The sequence below is a fragment of the Paracoccus aurantiacus genome (genome assembly GCF_007993065.1).
Classification (GTDB): Bacteria; Pseudomonadota; Alphaproteobacteria; order Rhodobacterales; family Rhodobacteraceae; genus Paracoccus; species Paracoccus aurantiacus.
The window spans coordinates 17,243-36,247 of sequence record NZ_VOPL01000003.1; the positions used below are offsets into that span (position 1 = coordinate 17,243).

Below are 19,005 nucleotides of genomic sequence, written 5' to 3' on the forward strand. Positions count from 1 at the left end.
CATGAGCGGCTTGATCGCCCTACTCGACGACGTGGCAGGCATAGCGAAGGTGGCGGCGGCCTCTATCGACGATGTGACCGGCATGGCAGCCAAGGCAGGCGCGAAGGCGGCGGGCGCGGTGATCGACGATGCGGCGGTGACGCCTAAATACGTTCACGGCTTCGATGCAAAGCGCGAATTGCCGATCATCTGGAAGATCGCCAAGGGGTCGATCTTCAACAAGGTGGTGATCCTGCTGCCGATCGCGCTGCTCTTGTCTGCTTTTGCGCCCTGGCTGATCTCTCCGCTGCTGATGCTGGGCGGGTCTTATCTGTGTTTCGAAGGCGCCGAGAAGGTTTATCACGCGATTTCGCCCCATAACGATCCGCATGACCATTACGAGGGCGGAAAGGGCGACCCGACCAAGCTGGAAGAAACGAAGGTCGCCGGCGCGATCAAGACCGACTTCATCCTTTCGGCCGAGATCATGACGATTGCGCTGAATGAAGTTACCGCGCTGATGGCCGATACGCCGCTGCATGGCACGGCGAAATTCGCGACCGAGGCAGGGGTCCTGTTCGTCGTCGCAGTGGCAATCACGCTGGTCGTCTATGGCTCTGTTGCGCTGATCGTGAAGGCGGATGATGTCGGCGTGGCGCTGGCGAAACGTGGCAATGGCATCATCGCGGCGCTTGGCCGGGGACTGGTCAAGCTGATGCCGGTGATGATGAAGGTGCTGACCGTCGTCGGCACCGCCGCGATGATCTGGGTCGGCGGCAATATCATCGTGCATGGCCTGCACGATCTGGGCTGGCACCTGCCCTATGAATGGATCCATCATCAGGCCGAGGCCGCAGCCCACGCCCTGCCGCAATTCGCCGGCATCGTGTCCTGGGCTGTCACCGCGTTCTTTGACGGCATCATTGGCCTTGTCTGGGGCCTGATCCTGATCCCGCTGTCTGAATACATCATCGTGCCTCTGGCGAACGCGACCATCGTTCCGCTTATCAACGGCGTGAAATCGCTGTTCGGCCGCAGCGAGGCATAGGCTGCGCAGAAATTCGGCATAAGGGGCGGCAGGTTAATCCGGGCCGCCCTTTTTTCAGACTGTTGACCGACGGCTCAATTCTGTCACATTTCCTTCACAGAACCGACACCCGCCATTCACGCGGCGGGACTAGTCAGGCGACGCCCTCAACAGGAAGGACAATGAGAATGAATCGCATATTTACCGCATCGGCCGTGGCGCTGATCGCATCGCTTTCGGCAGCAAATGCCGCGACCGAAATCCAGTGGTGGCACGCCATGGGCGGCGAGCTGGGCGCGAAAGTCGAAGAGATCGCCAAGAACTTCAACGAATCGCAGTCGGATTATGTCGTTGTCCCATCCTACAAGGGCAACTATGTCGAGACGATGACCGCCGCGATCGCGGCCTTCCGCGCGAAGGAACAGCCTGCAGTCGTGCAGGTGTTCGAGGTCGGAACCGGCACCATGATCGCCGCGCAGGGCGCGATCTATCCGGTCTATCAACTGATGGCCGACAATAACGAGCCGTTCGATCCCGCAAGCTATCTGCCTGCCGTGGCCGGGTATTATACCGATACCGACGGCAACATGCTGTCGATGCCGTTCAACAGCTCGACCCCGATCATGTATTACAACAAGACCGTGTTCGAGAAGGCCGGCCTTGATCCGAACGCCCCGCCCAAGACTTGGGCCGAAATGGAAGAAGCATCCAAGAAGATCGTCGAATCAGGTGCGGCGACCTGCGGCTTTACCACTGGCTGGATCAGCTGGATCCAGACCGAAAACCTGTCCGCATGGCACAACGTTCCGATCGGCACGCTTGAAAACGGCTTTGGCGGGCTGGACGCGCGACTGGAGCTGAATGGCCCGGTGCAGGTCAAGCATTGGGGCAACATGAAGAAGTGGGCCGATGAGGGTCTGTACAAATATGCTGGCCCGCTTGGCGGCGATAACGCCCCGCCAATGTTCTACAGCCAGGAATGCGCGATGATGATGAACTCGTCGGGCTCGCGCGCGGCAGTTGTTGAAAATTCCAAGGATTTCGAACTTGGCTATGCGATGCTGCCCTACTACGACGATGTGGAAGGGGCCCCGCAGAACTCGATCATCGGGGGCGCGACGCTCTGGGTGCTTCAGGGCCGTCCGGCCGAGGAATATGCAGGTGTCGCGAAGTTCTTCACCTATCTGTCCTCGCCCGAGGTGCAGGCCGACTGGCATCAGGTTACCGGCTACCTGCCCATCACCACGGCTGCCTACGAGCTGTCGCAGGAGCAAGGCTATTACGAGGCCAATCCGGGCGCCGACACCGCGATCAAGCAGATCAACCTGAACCCGCCGACGCCGAATTCAAAGGGTCTGCGCTTCGGGAATTACGTGCAGGTCCGCACCATCATCGACGAAGAGTTCGAGGCGCTTCTGGGTGGTTCCAAGGATGCACAGGGCGCGCTTGATGCGGTGGTCGAGCGTGGCAACAAGCTGATCGAAGAGTTCCAGGCCCAGAACCAGTAATCACCACACGCGCCCGCGGCATTCCCGCGGGCGCTTTCTTCTGCCGGAGCCGTCGATGAAGCGTGCCCTTTTCCACAATAAATTTCTGCCCTGGCTGCTGTTGGCCCCACAGTTGATCGTCACCGCGATCTTTTTTCTGTGGCCGGCCGCGCAGGCAATCCGTCAAAGCTTTCTGCGCGAAGATGCCTTCGGCCTTCGCAGCCAGTTCGTCGGACTTGCGAATTATCGTGCGCTTTGGGGAAGCAGCGAATATCTGAACAGCTTCAAGGTCACGCTGATCTTCACCGTGTCCGTCACTGTGCTGACCATGGTCTTTGCGCTGCTGATGGCGGTCGCTGTGGACCGCCTTGTGCGGTCCGAGAAGGTCTATACGACGCTGCTGATCTGGCCCTACGCGGTGGCGCCCGCCGTGGCTGGCGTGCTGTGGTGGTTCATCTTCAACCCCTCCATCGGCATCCTGCCCTACGTTCTCAGCCAGATCGGGATCAGCTTCAACTGGATCTACGACAAGACCGACGCGATGATCTTCGTCGTCATCGCCTCGGCCTGGAGCCGCATTTCCTATTCGTTCCTGTTCTTCGTGGCTGGCCTGCAATCCATCCCCGGATCACTGCGCGAGGCCGCCGCAATCGACGGCGCCGGGCCGGTGAAGCGCTTCTTCACGATCACCTTGCCCCTTCTGTCGCCGACAACCTTCTTCCTGCTGGTGGTCAACCTTGTCTATGCGATGTTCGAAACCTTCGCGGTGATTGACGCGACCACGCTTGGCGGCCCCGCGCAGTCGACGAACATTCTTGTCTACAAGGTCTATCAGGACGGCTTCGTCGGGCAGAATCTCGGCTCATCTGCGGCACAATCCGTTGTACTGATGGTGATCGTGATCGCGCTGACCGTGATCCAGTTCCGTTTCATCGAAAAGAGGGTGGCCTACTGATGGTCGAAAATCGCCCCTTCCTCAATTTCCTCGCGCATCTGGTGCTGATCCTCGGCGTCGTCGTTGTGGCGCTGCCGGTCTGGATCGCGCTTGTCGCATCGACTCGCGCCTCGAACGATTTTCTGCAGGGCGTCGTGCCGATGTGGTTCGGCACTCATGGCCCTGAAAACTATGCCCGGATGCTGGGTCAGGGCATCTCGACCTCTGGCATGCCTCCGGTGGGCTGGATGATGGTCAATTCGCTTATCATGGCGCTTGGCATCTCGTTCGGGAAAATCGCCATCTCGATCACATCGGCCTTCGCCATCGTCTATTTCCGCTTCCCGTTCCGCATGGTCGCGTTCTGGATCATCTTCGCGACGCTGATGCTTCCGGTCGAGGTGCGGATCGTTCCGACCTTCAAGGTGGTCGCCGATCTGGGGATGCTGAACAGCTATCCCGGCCTTATCATCCCGCTGATCGCGTCGGCCACGGCCACCTTCCTGTTCAGGCAGGTCTTTCTGACCATGCCGGACGAGTTGACCGAGGCCGCGCGAATCGACGGCGCAGGCCCGATGAAATTCTTCCGCGACATCCTGCTTCCGCTGTCGCGCACAAATATCGCGGCGCTTTTCGTCATCATGTTCATCTATGGCTGGAACCAGTATCTCTGGCCGCTTCTCATCACGACCGGATCGGACATGTATACCGTCGTCGCGGGCATCAAGCGGATGACCACGGTGGCCGATACCGACCCGCAATGGAACTACATCATGGCCACGGCAGTCATGGCCATGCTTCCGCCGCTTCTTGTCGTCATCTTCATGCAGCGGCTTTTCGTCAAAGGCCTTGTGGAAACGGAAAAATAAGAATGGCTCAGATCACCATCGACAAACTCGGCAAGGTCTATACCGGCGGCACCCACGCGGTCGAAGATATCAATATCGACATCGCTGACGGCGAATTCATCGTCCTTGTCGGGCCGTCCGGCTGCGGCAAGTCGACGCTTCTGCGCATGGTCGCGGGCCTCGAATCGATCACCGAAGGCACTGTGTCCATCGGCGGTCGCGTCGTGAACGACGTCGAGCCTGCGGAACGCGACATCGCCATGGTGTTCCAGAACTATGCTCTCTATCCGCATATGACGGTGCGCCAGAACCTCGCCTATGGGCTGAAGAATCGCGGCACCTCGAAGCCCGAGATCGAACGTCGCGTGGCAGAAGCTGCCGAGATCCTTCAGATCGGTGCCTTTCTTGACCGGAAGCCGCGCGCGCTTTCAGGCGGTCAGCGTCAGCGCGTCGCGATGGGGCGCGCCATTGTGCGCGAGCCTGCGGCATTCCTGTTCGACGAACCGCTGTCAAATCTGGACGCGAAGCTGCGCATCACGATGCGGCTTGAGATCAAGGAGCTGCAAAAGCGGCTTGGCACGACGTCGATCTATGTCACCCACGACCAGTTGGAGGCGATGACACTGGCTGACCGGCTTGTCGTGCTGAACAAGGGCCGGGTCGAACAGATCGGCTCGCCGCTGGAGGTATATCGCAAACCTGCCTCTGCCTTCGTCGCGGGCTTTATCGGCAGCCCGGCAATGAACCTGATCCAGGCCCGCGCCGTGCCGCATCTGCCGGGCACCGGCCATGCCGGACTGATCGGGATTCGCCCCGAAGACCTGCACCCCGCCACCGACGGACAAATCGAGATGAAGGTCGACGCGGTCGAGGAACTGGGTGCAACCCGTTTGGTTCACGGCAATATCGGTGGCGAGAATGTCACCGTCACATTGCCTGCCGATGCCGATCTGCCGGAAAGCCTCCGCCTTGCGGTTGCGCCGGGTGCGCTGCATCTGTTCCATGCCGAAACCGGGGCGCGCATCGCGTGACCCCAGCCTGACATCTGGTAGCGCCGCGGATTTCATCCACAAGATTTTGTCGAAATTAACGAAAAATTTCTTTACAGCGGCCGCCTGCTGGCACACCCTTATCTTGTAGGGCGGATACGGAAAACCACATCCTGTCGCGGTCCTACACGATAAAAGGTGGGATGTACCACCGGAACACGAAGGGGCAGCAGGCATGGCACAGGCGGACAGCTTTATCCTTAGCAGCGAGATCCACCCGATCGACATCGTCGAGACCATCGCAACACATCATGACTGGGATTTCGACCGGCTGGCCGACGATCAGATCGCCATGGCGGTCGAGGGGCAATGGCGCACCTATTCCATCACCCTCGCATGGTCGGCGGCCGAGGATATGCTGCGCCTGATCTGCACTTTCGACATGGACCCGCCGGCGGACCGGATGCCCGCGCTTTACGAGGCGTTGAACATGGCCAATGATCAGGTCTGGGACGGCGCTTTCACCTTCTGGCCCTCGCAGCGGATGATGGTGTGGCGGTACGGGCTGTGTCTGGCGGGTGATTCCATCGCCAGCGCAGAACAGATCGACCACATGATCCGCAACGCATTCGAGCAGGCCGAACGGCTTTATCCAGCCTTCCAACTCGTGTCATGGGGCGACAGCACGGCAGAGGCCGCTATGGACATCGCGATGGGCGCAGCCTACGGACGGGCATAGGCGGGGCCGCATCCGGCGCGGCCCCTGGATGACGGGGGACGCAATGGAATTTTCCGATATCAATTCGCGCGGGCTGGTGCTTGTGGGCTGCGGACGCATGGGCGGGGCGATGCTCCGCGGCTGGCTGGCGAATGGGATCGCGCCAGAGGCCGTGACGGTGATCGACCCGAATGCCCGCCCGGAGCTTGCCGACAAAGGCGTGCATGTGAATGAAGCCCCACCCGCCGACCCGGCCGTGCTGGTGCTTGCCGTCAAGCCGCAGATGATGGGCGATGTCCTTCACGGCATGAATGTCGGGCCTGACACGCTGGTCGTATCGGTTGCCGCCGGCGTCACCCTTGCCACCTATGGCAGCGCATTCCCGGATGCCCCGGTGGTGCGCGCCATGCCCAATACGCCAGCAGCAATCGGCCGTGGGATCACCGCGCTTATCGGTAATGATGCGACTGCCGCCGAAGATCTGGACCGGGCCGAGGCGTTGATGTCCGTGGTGGGCGAAGTCGTGCGCCTTCAGAACGAGGCGCAGATGGATGCCGTGACCGGGCTTTCCGGTTCCGGCCCGGCATATGTGTTCCACATGATCGAGGCGCTGACCGAGGCCGGCGTGGCGCAGGGTCTGTCGGCGAATATAGCGCTGCAACTGGCCCGCGCGACGGTCGCAGGGGCTGGTGCGTTGGCGATGGCAGACGACACACCCCCCGCTTCGCTGCGCGAGGCCGTCACATCGCCCAACGGAACCACCGCTGCGGGGCTTGAGGTGCTGATGGACAGGAACACAGGGCTTCCCCCGCTGATCGGGCGCACCGTCGCCGCAGCCGCCGACCGCTCTCGGGAACTGGGCAAGTGAACATCACATTTGACGACTTCCAGAAGGTCGATATCCGCGTCGGTACGATCATCCGCGCAGAACCCTTTCCCGAGGCGCGAAAGCCCGCGATCAAGCTGTGGATCGATTTCGGCCCCGAGATAGGCGAGCGGAAAAGCTCTGCCCAGATCACCCGCCACTACTCGACGGACGATCTGCCCGGACGGCAGGTTCTGGGCGTGGTAAACTTTCCCCCGCGACAGATCGGCAGATTCATGTCCGAGGTTCTGGTTCTGGGCCTGCCCGACGCGGATGGCGAGGTCGTGCTGATCGAGCCATCGCAGCCGGTGCCAAACGGTGGAAGGATGTATTGATGAAGCTGCTGGTAACGCGGCGCATGACAGCGGCGGCCGAAGACGAGATCACCGCCTGTTTCACCGGTGTTCGGTTTCGCGACAGCAACCTGCCCCTGACGCTGGACGAGGCCTGCGCAGCGCTCGCCGATCACGACCTGATCATGCCGACACTGGGCGATGCCTTTCGTGGTCCCGCCTTTCGCGCCGGCACCCCGCGCACCAAGCTTCTGGCGAATTTCGGGGCCGGCTATAATCATATCGAGATCGAGGCCGCGCGCTCTGCTGGGGTTGCTGTAACCAACACGCCCGACGTGGTGACGGATGCGACCGCCGATCTGGCCGTGACCCTGCTTCTGATGACCGCGCGACGCGCCGGCGAAGGCGAGCGTCTGGCGAGGCGTGGTGAGTGGACCGGCTGGCACCCGACGCAGTTACTGGGCACCCATGTCAGCGATCGAACCGTCGGGATCGTCGGCATGGGCCGGATCGGGCGCGCGATTGCCCGCCGCCTTCATTTTGGCTTTGGCATGCAGATCCTGTTCTTCAACCGCTCGCAGATTCAGCCGCGCGCCTTCCCGGCGCGCCAGACGGACAGTCTGGAAGCGTTGATGTCGCTTTCTGATTTCATCGTCATAGCCGTTCCGGGCGGCGCGGAGACGCATCACCTTATAAACGCCAAAATGCTTTCGGCGCTCGGCCCGGATGGAATCCTTATCAATATCGCGCGTGGTGATGTGATTGACGAGGACGCGCTTATCCGGGCGCTTCAGGGCGGCACGATCAAGGCCGCAGGGCTTGATGTCTATGAGAACGAGCCGGACATTCCGTCAGAACTGCGCGATCTGGAGAATGTCGTTCTTCTTCCGCACCTTGGCACAGCGGTCGAGGAAACGCGGACAGAGATGGCCTTGCGTGCGCTTGGAAATCTGATGGCGTTCAGGAATGGAGAGCCGTTGCCTGACCTTATCACGACGGCGTGACTAACCAAGATTAATGAAACCCGGATTTCGCCAGATCGTTATCACAGCACAATGACGCCAACCGAAAGGATTTTGTCATGAACTGGGATATTGTCGAAGGCAAATGGGACCAGCTGAAAGGCTCCGTCAAGGAAAAATGGGGCCAGATGACCGATGATGAACTGACCGAAGCGGGCGGGAAGAAAGACAAGCTGTCCGGCAAGCTTCAGGAAAAGTACGGCTGGACCAAGGAAGAAGCAGACAATGAGCTGGACAACTTCTTCCGCGACAAGAGCTGATCGGAAATTATTTCCGAATGAAGAAAGGGCGCCCATCGGGCGCCCTTTTTCTTTGCAGCCGCGGCTGTGTCTTTCGACACAGCCGCCACTCTAACACACCACTCTTTACACGATGTGAACGTAACAAACATTTCGGGTTTTGCGCAGTCGAATTTGGCCGTTTGACCTGTCTTTTTCGGCAGATACAGGTAACAAAATTACTCAAAACCACCCTGTCGCGGGCCTGAGACTGAACAACGTTCAAAACATCACGAATCAATCACCGGATCGTGAGCGTTTGATGCCTTTGGTCTATCTTTACGTAAACGTTACCGTTAACGTTCCTGACCATGCGGCACCGCAGAATTATTTCCCGGTTTGCCGACCTGCGTGGCGCCTCATCCATACGCCAGCGAACCTGCGTCGCGTGCACATGTCCTGAGTGCCCGTTTGCAGACTTCGCCCTTGACGAAAACCGCGCCTGCCGCCACCACAGTCACCATCGACGGGGGCCAAATGCTGCGCGCTTATAAACAGGACGGCGATCATCTGGTCGAGCAGGGTTCCGGCGCGAACCTGGCAGATGCGGCATGGCTCGATCTCTACCGTCCTCTGCCGGAACAGATCGCTAGTGCCGAAGCGCTCGGCGTGATGATCCCGACCCTGGAAGACATGTCCGAGATCGAGATTTCATCGCGGCTCTATCTTGACGGTCAGGTGGCTTACATGACCGCGATGCTGCCCGGCCTGACCCCCGACAAGCAGGCAGTCTCCGGTCCCGTTACCTTCGTTCTGACGCCGGAGCGGATGTTCACGGTCCGACACCACGCGCCGCGCCCCTTTGATACCTTTGCCGAACATGCCTCGAAATCCGCAAGCGGCATCCGCACGACAGAACGCCTGTTTCTGGGCCTGATTGAAGAAATCATTGCCCGACAGGCCGATCTGCTGGAAGGCGCGGGCAAGGTCCTGGACGAAACCCTGCGAGAGGTCTTCAGCCCGCAATCGCGCAAGCGCCCGCAGATACTGCAAATGGCGCTGGAGCGGATCGGTCAGGAATCGGATGTCATCGCGCGGATCAGGCTGGCGCTTCTGTCGCTGGAACGGGTTCTGTCCTTCTACAGTGCCACCCAGCCCGCGCGCCCCGGCGATGGAACCAAGCTGAAAGTTATCCTGAAGGGCCACCAGCGCGACCTGCAGGCCTTGCAGGAGCATGCTGACTTTCTGTCGTCGCGGGTCAGCCTTTCGGTCGACGCAACCATCGGGATGATCAGTCTGCAGCAGAACGATACGGTCCGCGTCCTGTCGGTGGTCGCGGCGCTTTTCCTGCCGCCGACGCTGATCGCCTCGACCTATGGCATGAACTTCAAGAATATGCCTGAACTTGAATGGGCTTATGGCTATGAATGGGCACTGGGACTGATGGCGGCGACGGTCGTGGGGACCTGGCTGCTTCTGCGGTGGAAGAAGTGGCTATAGCGCAAAACGTTCGATCACGTGAAAGCGGCCGTCCGCTGCCTCTCCGGCAAGCGATAGGGCATCAAGCGTAAAGGGTCTGGGCACGACGGACAGCCTTGGGGTGAGCTGATCCATCACTGCCGACTGCTCCGCCTCGGCCAGCGACGAGGTCAGCGTCATGTGGTATCGGAACTCATCGAATACATAAGGGTAGCCCCAGCGATCCAGATAGGCGCGCTGGCGGGGGCTCAATGCGTCGGGATTGCGGCGCGCGATCTCGGCCGCCGTCAGCGCATCGCGAAAGGGATCAAGCGTCTTCACGACCTCTGCGGCGAGTTCGTTCAGCCCGGCCGTCTCGCCCACCGGGGTCAGCGCCAGAAACCCGCCGATGCGGCTTAACGTTAACCCGTCAAGCGTCACCGGCGACAGCCTTTCCGCCAGCTTTTCGACCGCCGCGTATAGTGCGTCCGAACCGCGGTCGGCTGCGAGCCTGAAGGGCGCCTTGAGAGTCGCGTGAAAGCCGTATTTGCGTGGCGCGCTGGTGATTTTCGCGATATCCAGCCCCGGCAGAACGGGTTGCGCGACCTCGCGTCCCGCGACCGCGTCCCAGCCGAGCCAGCGCGCGGCGAAATCTGCGAATTGACCCTGCGGCGGGGTGTAATAGACCGCGTATCTGCGATACTGAAACATTTCGAACCCTAGCTGGATGCCATGATGCAAGAAACCGTGCTGGCCAATGCGACGCTGATCCTGCCCGATCAATTGGCGAAAGGCCATCTTGTCATCCGCGACGGGCTTATTGCCGAGATTGGCCAAGGCACGGCGCCACGCAGCGCGACGGATTGCGACGGCGACCATATCGCCCCCGGCCTGATCGAGCTGCATACCGATAACCTTGAACGACACATTCAGCCTCGTCCCGGCGTCGACTGGCCCCATGCCGCAGCCATCTATGCCCACGACGCCGAACTTGCAGGCTGCGGGATCACCACCGTATTCGACGCGATGCGCGTGGGCTCCATACCCTCGCGCAACGATTACGCGCCCTATGCGCGAAAGCTGGCATCCGAGCTGATCGCGCAGGTGGCCGCCAACAATCTTCGGATCAGCCATCACCTGCATCTGCGCGCCGAAATCTGTTGCGAGACACTGCTGGACGAACTTGAGACATTCGGACCGAAGGATCGCGTCGGTCTTGTCAGCCTGATGGATCACACGCCGGGACAGCGTCAGTTTCGCGATACGTCCTCGTTCCGGACCTATCTGCGCAGCAAGGTTCAGTTGAGCGACGATCAGATCGACGGCTATTTCGCCCAGCTTCGCGCGTTGTCGGAAAAGAACGGTCCCGCGCATGAGGCGGGGGCCGTCGCCTTTGCCGCGCGGATGGGCGCGGTTCTGGCCAGTCACGACGATTCGACACGCGAAGAGGTCGCGCGCTCTGCTGCGCATGGGATAGGGCTTGCCGAATTTCCGACCACGCGCGAAGCCGCCGAGGAATGTCATCGGCACGCGATACGCACCATCATGGGCGCGCCGAACCTGATCCGCGGCGGATCGCATTCCGGCAATGTCGCTGCGCGCGAACTGGCAGAGGCCGGGCTGCTGGATATCGTCAGTTCTGACTATGTGCCGTCCGCCCTGCTGTCGGCGGCAGCCCTGCTGGCCGATCTCTGGGGAGACTGGTCCCGCGCAATCGCCTGCGTCAGTGCGACGCCCGCCGCTGCTGCGGGCTTCGATGACCGGGGCCGTCTTGCGGAAGGTCTTCGCGCCGATGTGATCCGTTTCCGCATGGTCGGGAACACGCCGGCGCTGCGTGAAACATGGGTGCGCGGTCAGCGCGTCGCCTGACGATCGGGCCACTTGCCGGAACAGACGCAGCTTGCTGTGGAACCGCAGCCACAGCGGCCGAACAGCACGCGCGGCCCATCTGGACGGCACCGGCAAGTTCTGCGACCATTTTGGACATATTTTTCTTGCGATGCGGCATTCGGCCGCGAGGGATGGATTGATGACCGGTTTTCTCATGCTCGCCACGCTGTTCCTGCTGGCCGGTGTCATCGCGGTGCCGCTTGCGTCGCGCTTCGGGCTTGGCTCGGTTCTGGGCTATCTGGTCGCGGGTATCGTCATTTCGCCGATGCTGGGCTGGCTGCATGTCGATGTGACCGCGATCCAGCATTTCGCCGAATTCGGCGTCGTGATGATGCTGTTCCTTGTCGGGCTGGAACTGGAACCAAGGATGCTGTGGCAGATGCGCAGCAAGCTGCTGGGTCTTGGCGGGTTGCAGGTCGTCGTCACGACCCTGGCGGTCGCGGCAGTCGGCATCGCCTTCGGGCTTTACTGGACCATTGCACTGACGCTGGGGATGGTCTTTGCGCTGTCCTCGACCGCGATCGTGCTGCAGACGCTGGGGGAAAAGGGGCTGCTGCGGTCTGAAGGCGGACAGGCCTCTTTCTCGGTCCTGCTGTTTCAGGATATCGCCGTCATCCCGATGCTGGCCTTCATCCCGCTGCTGGCCATGCCGTCGCTGATGGATGCAGCCCCCGCCGCCGAACATGCGGCAGAGGCCGCGCATCAAAGCTTCAGCCTTGTCGAAGGCCGCCCCGGCTGGCAGGTCGCGCTGATCACGCTTGCCGCGATTGCCGCCGTCATTGCCGCCGGGATCTATCTGACGCGGCCCGTATTCCGCTATGTCGCGATGGCCGGCCTGCGAGAGATCTTTGTCGCGACCGCCCTTGCCTTCGTGGTCGGCATCGCGCTGCTGATGACAGCCGTTGGCCTGTCGCCCGCACTTGGCACCTTCATCGCCGGGGTCGTTCTGGCTGGCAGCGAATACCGGCACGAGCTGGAAAGCGACATCGACCCCTTCCGCGGATTGCTGCTCGGGCTGTTCTTCATGACCGTGGGTGCCAGCATCGACTTTGGCCTGCTTCTGGACAACGCCGTTCTGGTCATTGGTGCAACGCTTGGGCTGATGCTGCTGAAGGCGGCGGTGCTGTATGTGCTGGGCTGGGTGTTCGGCGTGACCGGCAGCGACCGCTGCCTGTTCGCCCTTGCGCTGGCGCAGGCGGGTGAATTCGGCTTCGTGCTGCTGTCCTTCACCGTCGCCAATGACGTGATCCCGCAAAGCATCGCCGACATCGCCCTGCTGATCGTGGCGCTGTCCATGCTGCTGACGCCGGGCCTGTTCATCATCTATGACCGGATCGTTGCGCCGAGGTTTCTGGACACGCAGCAGCGCGAGATGGACCAGATCCAGGAGCCGGGCAAGATCATCGTGCTGGGCCATGGCCGCTTCGGTGGGATCGTCGCGCGGATGATGCGCGCGCTTGGCAAGCAGATGGTCGTGGTGGACTATTCGTCCAAGCAGCTTGAAATGCTGCGCGCCTTCGGGGTGCAGGCCTATTACGGCGACGCAACCCGCCCCGACCTGCTGCACGCGACCGGGATCGGCGATGCGAAGGTGCTGGTCGTCGCTATCGACAACAAGGACCAGACGACGGAAATCGTGCAATATGTCAGGCAGAATTTCCCGCATGTTCACGTGGTCGCCCGCGCCTTCGACCGGATACATGTCTATGAACTGTTCAACGCAGGCGCCCATGACATCATTCGCGAAACCTTCGACAGCTCGCTGCGCGCCGCGCGGTCGGTGCTGGAAGCGCTTGGCCTGACCCGCCCCGAGGCAGAGGAGATCACGGACGGGTTTGCTGCCGCCGATCAGGTCCATATGCGCCGTCTGGCCGAGAAGTGGCGTCCGGGCATCACCGCGCATGAGGATGAGGAATTCGTCAAGAACGCGCAGGCAGCGACAGAGGAACTGGAAAACCAGGTCCGCTCGATCGGCACGAAGATCAGGGAAGCGCGCGAAGCGGCGGGCCAGACTGCGCCGATTGCGGGCCATCCCGATACCGCCGCTGCCGAAGACAGCGCCGGGGATCGCGACCCGCCGGGCTACCCGGCCCCGGCCAGCTAGGCGTTCGCTGCCTGCCAGCCCTGCGCGTAAGCGCGCAGGGCAGCGGCATTGTCCGTCGGCGCGATCAGCCGCGTTTCGGGCGGGTCCGCCTGCCCCAGACACAAAAGCGCTGCGCCGACCGAGGTGCCGGTCGCGGATGCTGCGACCTCGACCCCCTCGGGGCGCAGCACGGCCAGCATGGCGCAGTAATCGGGGTTGCGGGCAAACGGCCCTTCGATGATCGTCGGGCCACGCGCGCCGATCAGGTTCAGGCAGGCATCGGTCATCAGTGCCAGATACCAGGACAGCGCCACCATGCGCTGCCCATCGCTGGCAGCTCGCGCGGTCCATCGCATCTCGCGTCCCGGAAACGGACCCGACCCCGTCTCGACCGAGGGCAGGATCATCAGCCCGGCTTGCAGGACCGCCGCGCGGTCGTCACCCGTTGGCTGCGCATCGCTGCCCGCCCGGATGATTTCGTATTCACGCCCGCCCATGAAACGCGCCGAGGGCACCGGTTCGCCAAGCGCGTTGACGTTCACCAGCACATCGCGCGTCGGGTCCAATGCGACCTGATCGCCGCCCACCGCCATCGCCACGACCCATGTCCCGGTCGAGACCACCGTGAACGGCGCCCTCCGGCCCAGCACATAAGGATAAAGCGAGGCGTTGCTGTCATGGATGCCCACCGCCACCGGCTTATCGGGGCGCAGTCCCGTCTGCGCAGCAATCTGCGGCAACAGCGTTCCCAGAACCTCATCCGCGCGGCGCGCGGGCGCGATCTTGCCTTCCAGGCCCAATGCCTTGACCAGCCCTGAAAATTCGCCGCGCCACGGGTTCCACAGGTCGGTGTGACATCCAAGCGAGGTCACATCAGTCGCCAGTTCCCCTGTCAGGCGCAGACCCCAATATTGCGGATAGGTCACGATATGGGCGATACGATCCGCCAGATCGGGATGGGTTTCCAGCAGCCAGAACAACTGCGCGCCAAGGTTCAACCCGATGGGCAACCGTGGCGAGCCGGTCGCGGCGAAGTCCGGCCGCACCGCATCATAGCGGGCGTGCAGTGTATCGGGGCCGGGATGTTCGTAATCCAGCATCGGCACAGCAACCCGTCCCTGCGCATCCAGCAGCACCGCAGCCGCCCCGTGCGTGGTGACAGAGATCGCGTCTATGCCATGCTCGGTATGGAAGCGGGCCAGATGGTCAAGGAAGAAGTCCCAATGTCCGTCCAGATCGACATGCGGCCAAGGCGGACCGGGCAGCGGGCGATTGGCGCGGGTGACGACGGCAATTTCGGTCAGCGTATCGCCATCGACAAGCGCCAGCTTGGCATTGGTCTTCCCAATATCAATGACCGCGATATGGGTCATGGCATGTGAAACATCGGAATCAGCGGCACGGCAACGGGTTCGTTATCGGCGCGCGTCTGCATAAGGTCGGCCATATGCGCCCACCATTTCTGCATCACCGGATGCGATGGCAGGTCGTCCATGCCGTGATCGTCGTCGCGCCACAGCACGCCGAACAAGGCATTGGTTTCCGGGTCGAGATGGATCGAATAATCGCTGACCCCTGCCCCTTTCAGCAGCGTGACCAGTTCCGGCCAGATCTCCAGATGGCGGCGGCGGTATTCGGCCTCCATCCCTGGATTCAGCTGCATGCGGAAGGCGTATTTCTGCATCATCTCCTCCGCGCCATGGACCACAGGCGTGGCAGCGCGATCACGCCGATCAGCAGCAAACCCATGATGATGGACATGACGATGCCCGGCACATTCAGAAGGCCCAGCCCGAAGGTCACAAGCCCCATCACCAGCGCCGCGATGACGACGCCGGGGATGGACCCTGACCCGCCAAGGATGCTGACCCCGCCAAGGACGACGATTGTGACGACCTCCAGTTCAAACCCCGCCGCGATGCTGGGCCGCGTGGACCCAAGGCGAGAGGTCAGGCAGATGGCGGCGATCCCGCTCATCAAGCCGGTCAGCAGGAACAGGGTGAACTTGATGCGCTCGACCCGGATGCCGCTGAAACGCGCGGCGGTGGCGTTATTGCCGATGGCATAGACCATGCGCCCGAAATTGGTGCGATGCAGCAGGATGCCGAAGATGATCGCAGCGATGGTGAAGATCACCAGTTCGACCGTGATGACCCAGAAGACATAGCCCTGCCCGAACCATGCGAAGCCGGACGGATAGCCGGTAAAGGCGCTGTCGCCCAGCACGATATAGCTGATGCCGCGAAACAGGCTCATCGTGCCGATGGTGACGACGATGGACGGCAGGCCGAAGCGCGCGACAAGCAGGCCGTTGAAGGCCCCGCACAGCAATCCGGTCGCCAGCCCCACCAGCACCAGCACAGGCGTCCCCGCCCCCGCCTGCATTGCCAGCCCCATCGCGGTCGAGGCAAGCGCGATGATCGCCCCAACCGACAGGTCGATCTCGCCCGAGATGATCAGCAGCGCCATGGCAAAGGCGATCATGGCCTTTTCGGTGAAATTGAAGGTCGCGTCCGACAGGTTCCACGGGTCGAGGAAATAGGGCGAGGCCATGGAATTCGCGATGAAAATCGCGACGGCGACGACCAGCAGCAGGGCCTCCCAGCTTTGCAGGGCACGGGTCAGCGGGTTTTGCAGCCGGTCGGGGATCTGGCGGCCGGTATGGGTCGGGGCTTCGGTCGCGTCGCTCATGATCTGTGCTCCGCCTGTTTCAGGATGATGCGGCCGGGCGCGCGGTTCGACCGGGCGTTGAAGGCAATGGCGATCAGGATGGCGCTGCCGGAAATCGCCATTTGCCAGAATGGAGAGATGCCGACGACTGGCAGCGCGTTCTTGATGATGCCCAGAAACAGCGCGCCCATCACGCAACCGGCGACCGTGCCCGCGCCGCCCGCAATGGCGATGCCGCCAATGACGCAGGCGGCAACCACGTCCAGTTCGAACCCGCCCGCAATATCGACATAGGCCACGGCATAGCGCGCAACCCACAGATAGCCGGTCAGCCCGGCCAATGCGCCCGCGAATACGAAAGCCCAGAACTGCGTCCGACCGACCGAAATCCCGGTATAGACCGCCGCATGCGGGTTGCCCCCCACGGCATAAAAGGCGCGGCCAAGCGCGGTGCGGCTTAGCAGGAATGCGAAGGCGATGATGACGGCAATCGCAATCCACGCCATGATCGGCAGACCAAGGATCAGCGTGCGGGGCAGCGCCTTGAACGCATCGCTCATCTGATGGGCGTTGATCCACGCGCCATCGGTCAGAAGAAAGATCGTGCCGCGAAAGATCGTCATGGTGCCAAGCGTCACGACGATGGACGGTATGCCCAGCGTCCAGACCAGCAGCCCGTTCACTGCCCCAAGCGCCGCGCCAAGCGCGATCACCGCCAGCACAATCACCGGCACCGGCACGCCCGCCCCGTCCATCAGCGCGGCGATCATCCCGCAAAGCGCAAGATTGGCGGCGACCGACAGGTCGATACACTTGGTCAGGATCACCACCATCTGCCCAAGCGCCAGCAGGATCAGAGGCGAGGTATCGGTGAAGACATTCGCCAGATTCTGCGGGCGGATGAAGGCCGGGAAGCGGCTGGCAATGATCGCCAGCAGCACCAGTATGGCGATACCAAGGATCGTTTCACGCGATTTCAGGATGTTCATGCGGTGGCCCCCTCTATCCCGACAGCCGCGCGGACAAGGTTTTCCGGCGTCATCTGATCGCCCGCGAATTCGGCGGCGATGCGGCCCTCTCGCATGACGATCACTCGGTCGGCCATGCCCAGCACTTCCGGGATTTCGCTGCTGACCATGATGACGGCCAGCCCTTCTGCGGCGAGTTCGGACATGAAGTCATGCACAGCGGCCTTCGATCCGATGTCGATGCCCTTTGTCGGTTCGTCCAGAATGATGACACGCGGCTTTGTCGCCAGCCATTTCGCGATGACAACCTTCTGCTGGTTACCGCCCGACAGCAGCCCCACATCCTGATCGAGGCTTGCCGCCCGCAGATCCAGCCGCTGTGTATAGTCGCGGGCAAGCGCAAATTCGTTGGCGAGTTTCAGAAACCCGTTCCGGCTGGTCTGCGACAGCGACGGCAGGGTCACGTTCTCGAATATCGGAAGGCCCTTGACGACACCCTGCCGGCCCCGATCCTCAGGCACATAGACGATCCCCGCATCGACGGCCTGCGAGGTGGACCGCAAGACCCGCACATCATCCCCGATCCTTGTCGCGCCCTTGGACGGCTGGGTGATGCCGAACAGTGCCTGCATGACCTCGCTGCGCCCAGCCCCGACAAGGCCATAAAAGCCAAGAATTTCACCCTGATGCAGGGTGAAGGTGATGTCCTCGAATTCAGTCGGGTGGCTGTAGCCTGACACGGTCAAAACGGGCGCGCCGATCTGCGCCGGGCGCTTGGGATAGATCTGATCGACGGAACGGCCAACCATCAGGCGGACCAGATCGGCCTCGGTCGTGCCGTCCATCATGCCCTCGCCCACGAACTGGCCGTCACGGAAGACGGTCCAGCGGTCGGCGATGCGGAAGATTTCGTCAAACTTGTGGCTGATGAACAGGATCGCCTTGCCCTGTGCCTTCAGCTTTTCGACCAGCTCGTAAAGCTCGGCGATTTCCTTGTGCGACAGCGCGGCGGTCGGTTCGTCCATGATGACGACGCGGGCGTCGATGGACAGGGCGCGCGCGATGGCGACAAGGTGTTTCGAGGCGATGCCGAGATCCGCCAGCTTCACGCCGGGATCAAGGTCCGCGTCGATGGAGTTCAATATCTCGCGCGCCCGCGCCTTCATTGCCTTGCGGTCGATCAGCCCGAATCGGCCCTTGGGCGCGTGGCCGATGAAGATGTTTTCGGCCACGGTCAATTCGTCAAACAGCACCGTTTCCTGATGGATCGCGGTCACACCCGCCTGCCCCGCCGCCTGCGCGGTCGGAAAGCGCGTCTCGGCCCCGTCGACGAAAATCTGTCCCTCATCCGGCTGATAGATGCCGGTCAGGGTCTTCACGATGGTCGATTTCCCGGCGCCGTTTTCACCGATCAGCGCGGTGACCTGACCGGGGTAAAGATCAAGCTGCACCCCATCCAGCGCGCGCACGCCCGGAAATGTCTTTACGATGCCCCGCAGGGAAAGCACCGGCTTTTTCGTATCGGCCTGCATGGACACCCCCCTTTGAAGAAAGGG

The 19,005-nt window shown here is 61.9% G+C and carries 19 protein-coding genes; 13 read left to right on the top strand and 6 right to left on the bottom strand.

Going from position 1 to position 19,005, the window contains the following annotated elements; all coding sequences use genetic code 11:
* Position 1 precedes the first annotated feature (1 nt).
* The 11 genes from FQV27_RS08375 to FQV27_RS08425 all read left to right on the top strand — a co-directional run bounded on the left by FQV27_RS08375 (position 2) and on the right by FQV27_RS08425 (position 9,880).
* Positions 2-1,027, top strand: coding sequence for a DUF808 domain-containing protein (locus FQV27_RS08375; protein WP_147097470.1), 1,026 nt, complete (start codon positions 2-4; stop codon positions 1,025-1,027).
* A gap of 161 nt (positions 1,028-1,188) precedes the next feature.
* Complete coding sequence (gene ugpB, locus FQV27_RS08380) at positions 1,189-2,514, top strand: sn-glycerol-3-phosphate ABC transporter substrate-binding protein UgpB (RefSeq protein ID WP_147097472.1); 1,326 nt, start codon at positions 1,189-1,191, stop codon at positions 2,512-2,514.
* A gap of 55 nt (positions 2,515-2,569) precedes the next feature.
* Positions 2,570-3,448 carry a sn-glycerol-3-phosphate ABC transporter permease UgpA gene (gene ugpA, locus FQV27_RS08385; protein ID WP_147097474.1) on the top strand — a complete coding sequence of 293 codons (879 nt, stop codon included), beginning with the start codon at positions 2,570-2,572 and terminating at the stop codon, positions 3,446-3,448.
* Positions 3,448-4,296 carry a sn-glycerol-3-phosphate ABC transporter permease UgpE gene (ugpE, locus tag FQV27_RS08390; RefSeq protein WP_147097476.1) on the top strand — a complete coding sequence of 283 codons (849 nt, stop codon included), beginning with the start codon at positions 3,448-3,450 and terminating at the stop codon, positions 4,294-4,296. The genes ugpA and ugpE overlap by 1 nt, the downstream gene beginning before the upstream one ends.
* A gap of 2 nt (positions 4,297-4,298) precedes the next feature.
* On the top strand, positions 4,299-5,306 hold the full coding sequence (locus tag FQV27_RS08395) for a sn-glycerol-3-phosphate import ATP-binding protein UgpC (protein WP_147097478.1): 1,008 nt from the start codon (positions 4,299-4,301) through the stop codon (positions 5,304-5,306).
* Between the two features lie 193 nt (positions 5,307-5,499).
* Positions 5,500-6,003 carry a type III secretion system chaperone family protein gene (locus FQV27_RS08400; protein WP_147097479.1) on the top strand — a complete coding sequence of 168 codons (504 nt, stop codon included), beginning with the start codon at positions 5,500-5,502 and terminating at the stop codon, positions 6,001-6,003.
* Positions 6,004-6,046: 43 nt separating this feature from the next.
* The gene (gene proC / locus FQV27_RS08405) at positions 6,047-6,850 is read left to right on the top strand and encodes a pyrroline-5-carboxylate reductase (RefSeq protein ID WP_147097481.1); all 804 of its coding nucleotides are present in this window, start codon (positions 6,047-6,049) and stop codon (positions 6,848-6,850) included.
* A complete protein-coding gene (locus tag FQV27_RS08410; RefSeq protein ID WP_147097483.1) occupies positions 6,847-7,182 on the top strand; it encodes a tRNA-binding protein in 336 nt (111 codons plus the stop codon). The genes proC and FQV27_RS08410 overlap by 4 nt, the downstream gene beginning before the upstream one ends.
* Positions 7,182-8,144, top strand: a complete 963-nt coding sequence (locus tag FQV27_RS08415) for a 2-hydroxyacid dehydrogenase (RefSeq protein WP_147097485.1) — start codon at positions 7,182-7,184, stop codon at positions 8,142-8,144. The genes FQV27_RS08410 and FQV27_RS08415 overlap by 1 nt, the downstream gene beginning before the upstream one ends.
* A gap of 77 nt (positions 8,145-8,221) precedes the next feature.
* Positions 8,222-8,422, top strand: a complete 201-nt coding sequence (locus FQV27_RS08420) for a CsbD family protein (protein ID WP_147097488.1) — start codon at positions 8,222-8,224, stop codon at positions 8,420-8,422.
* 495 nt (positions 8,423-8,917) lie between these two features.
* Positions 8,918-9,880: a magnesium transporter CorA family protein gene (locus FQV27_RS08425; RefSeq protein ID WP_147097491.1), complete on the top strand. Its 963-nt coding sequence runs from the start codon at positions 8,918-8,920 to the stop codon at positions 9,878-9,880.
* Here the strand turns inward: FQV27_RS08425 and FQV27_RS08430 are convergent.
* On the bottom strand, positions 9,875-10,549 hold the full coding sequence (locus tag FQV27_RS08430) for a DUF1045 domain-containing protein (protein WP_147097493.1): 675 nt from the start codon (positions 10,547-10,549) through the stop codon (positions 9,875-9,877). The two genes, FQV27_RS08425 and FQV27_RS08430, sit on opposite strands and share 6 nt — an antisense overlap.
* Positions 10,550-10,570: 21 nt before the next feature.
* On the opposite strand from FQV27_RS08430, the gene FQV27_RS08435 reads away from it, so the two are divergent.
* Together FQV27_RS08435 and FQV27_RS08440 are read left to right on the top strand one after the other, a co-directional pair.
* Entirely contained in the window at positions 10,571-11,707 is a 1,137-nt protein-coding gene (locus FQV27_RS08435) for an alpha-D-ribose 1-methylphosphonate 5-triphosphate diphosphatase (RefSeq protein WP_186827266.1), read from the top strand.
* 160 nt (positions 11,708-11,867) lie between these two features.
* Positions 11,868-13,832, top strand: a complete 1,965-nt coding sequence (locus tag FQV27_RS08440; protein ID WP_147097495.1) for a cation:proton antiporter domain-containing protein — start codon at positions 11,868-11,870, stop codon at positions 13,830-13,832.
* On the opposite strand, the gene FQV27_RS08445 is transcribed toward FQV27_RS08440, so the two are convergent.
* The 5 genes from FQV27_RS08445 to FQV27_RS08465 are packed head-to-tail and all read right to left on the bottom strand — an operon-like array spanning position 13,829 to position 18,981.
* Positions 13,829-15,184, bottom strand: a complete 1,356-nt coding sequence (locus tag FQV27_RS08445; RefSeq protein WP_147097497.1) for an FGGY-family carbohydrate kinase — start codon at positions 15,182-15,184, stop codon at positions 13,829-13,831. The two genes, FQV27_RS08440 and FQV27_RS08445, sit on opposite strands and share 4 nt — an antisense overlap.
* A complete protein-coding gene (rhaM, locus tag FQV27_RS08450) occupies positions 15,181-15,495 on the bottom strand; it encodes an L-rhamnose mutarotase (RefSeq protein WP_147097500.1) in 315 nt (104 codons plus the stop codon). Before rhaM ends, FQV27_RS08445 begins: the two co-directional genes overlap by 4 nt.
* Positions 15,495-16,502 (bottom strand): ABC transporter permease, encoded by a 1,008-nt coding sequence (locus tag FQV27_RS08455; protein WP_147097501.1) that lies wholly within the window; start codon positions 16,500-16,502, stop codon positions 15,495-15,497. The genes rhaM and FQV27_RS08455 overlap by 1 nt, the downstream gene beginning before the upstream one ends.
* A complete protein-coding gene (locus FQV27_RS08460) occupies positions 16,499-17,470 on the bottom strand; it encodes an ABC transporter permease (protein ID WP_147097503.1) in 972 nt (323 codons plus the stop codon). The genes FQV27_RS08455 and FQV27_RS08460 overlap by 4 nt, the downstream gene beginning before the upstream one ends.
* Positions 17,467-18,981: a sugar ABC transporter ATP-binding protein gene (locus FQV27_RS08465; protein WP_147097505.1), complete on the bottom strand. Its 1,515-nt coding sequence runs from the start codon at positions 18,979-18,981 to the stop codon at positions 17,467-17,469. The genes FQV27_RS08460 and FQV27_RS08465 overlap by 4 nt, the downstream gene beginning before the upstream one ends.
* Positions 18,982-19,005 lie beyond the last annotated feature (24 nt).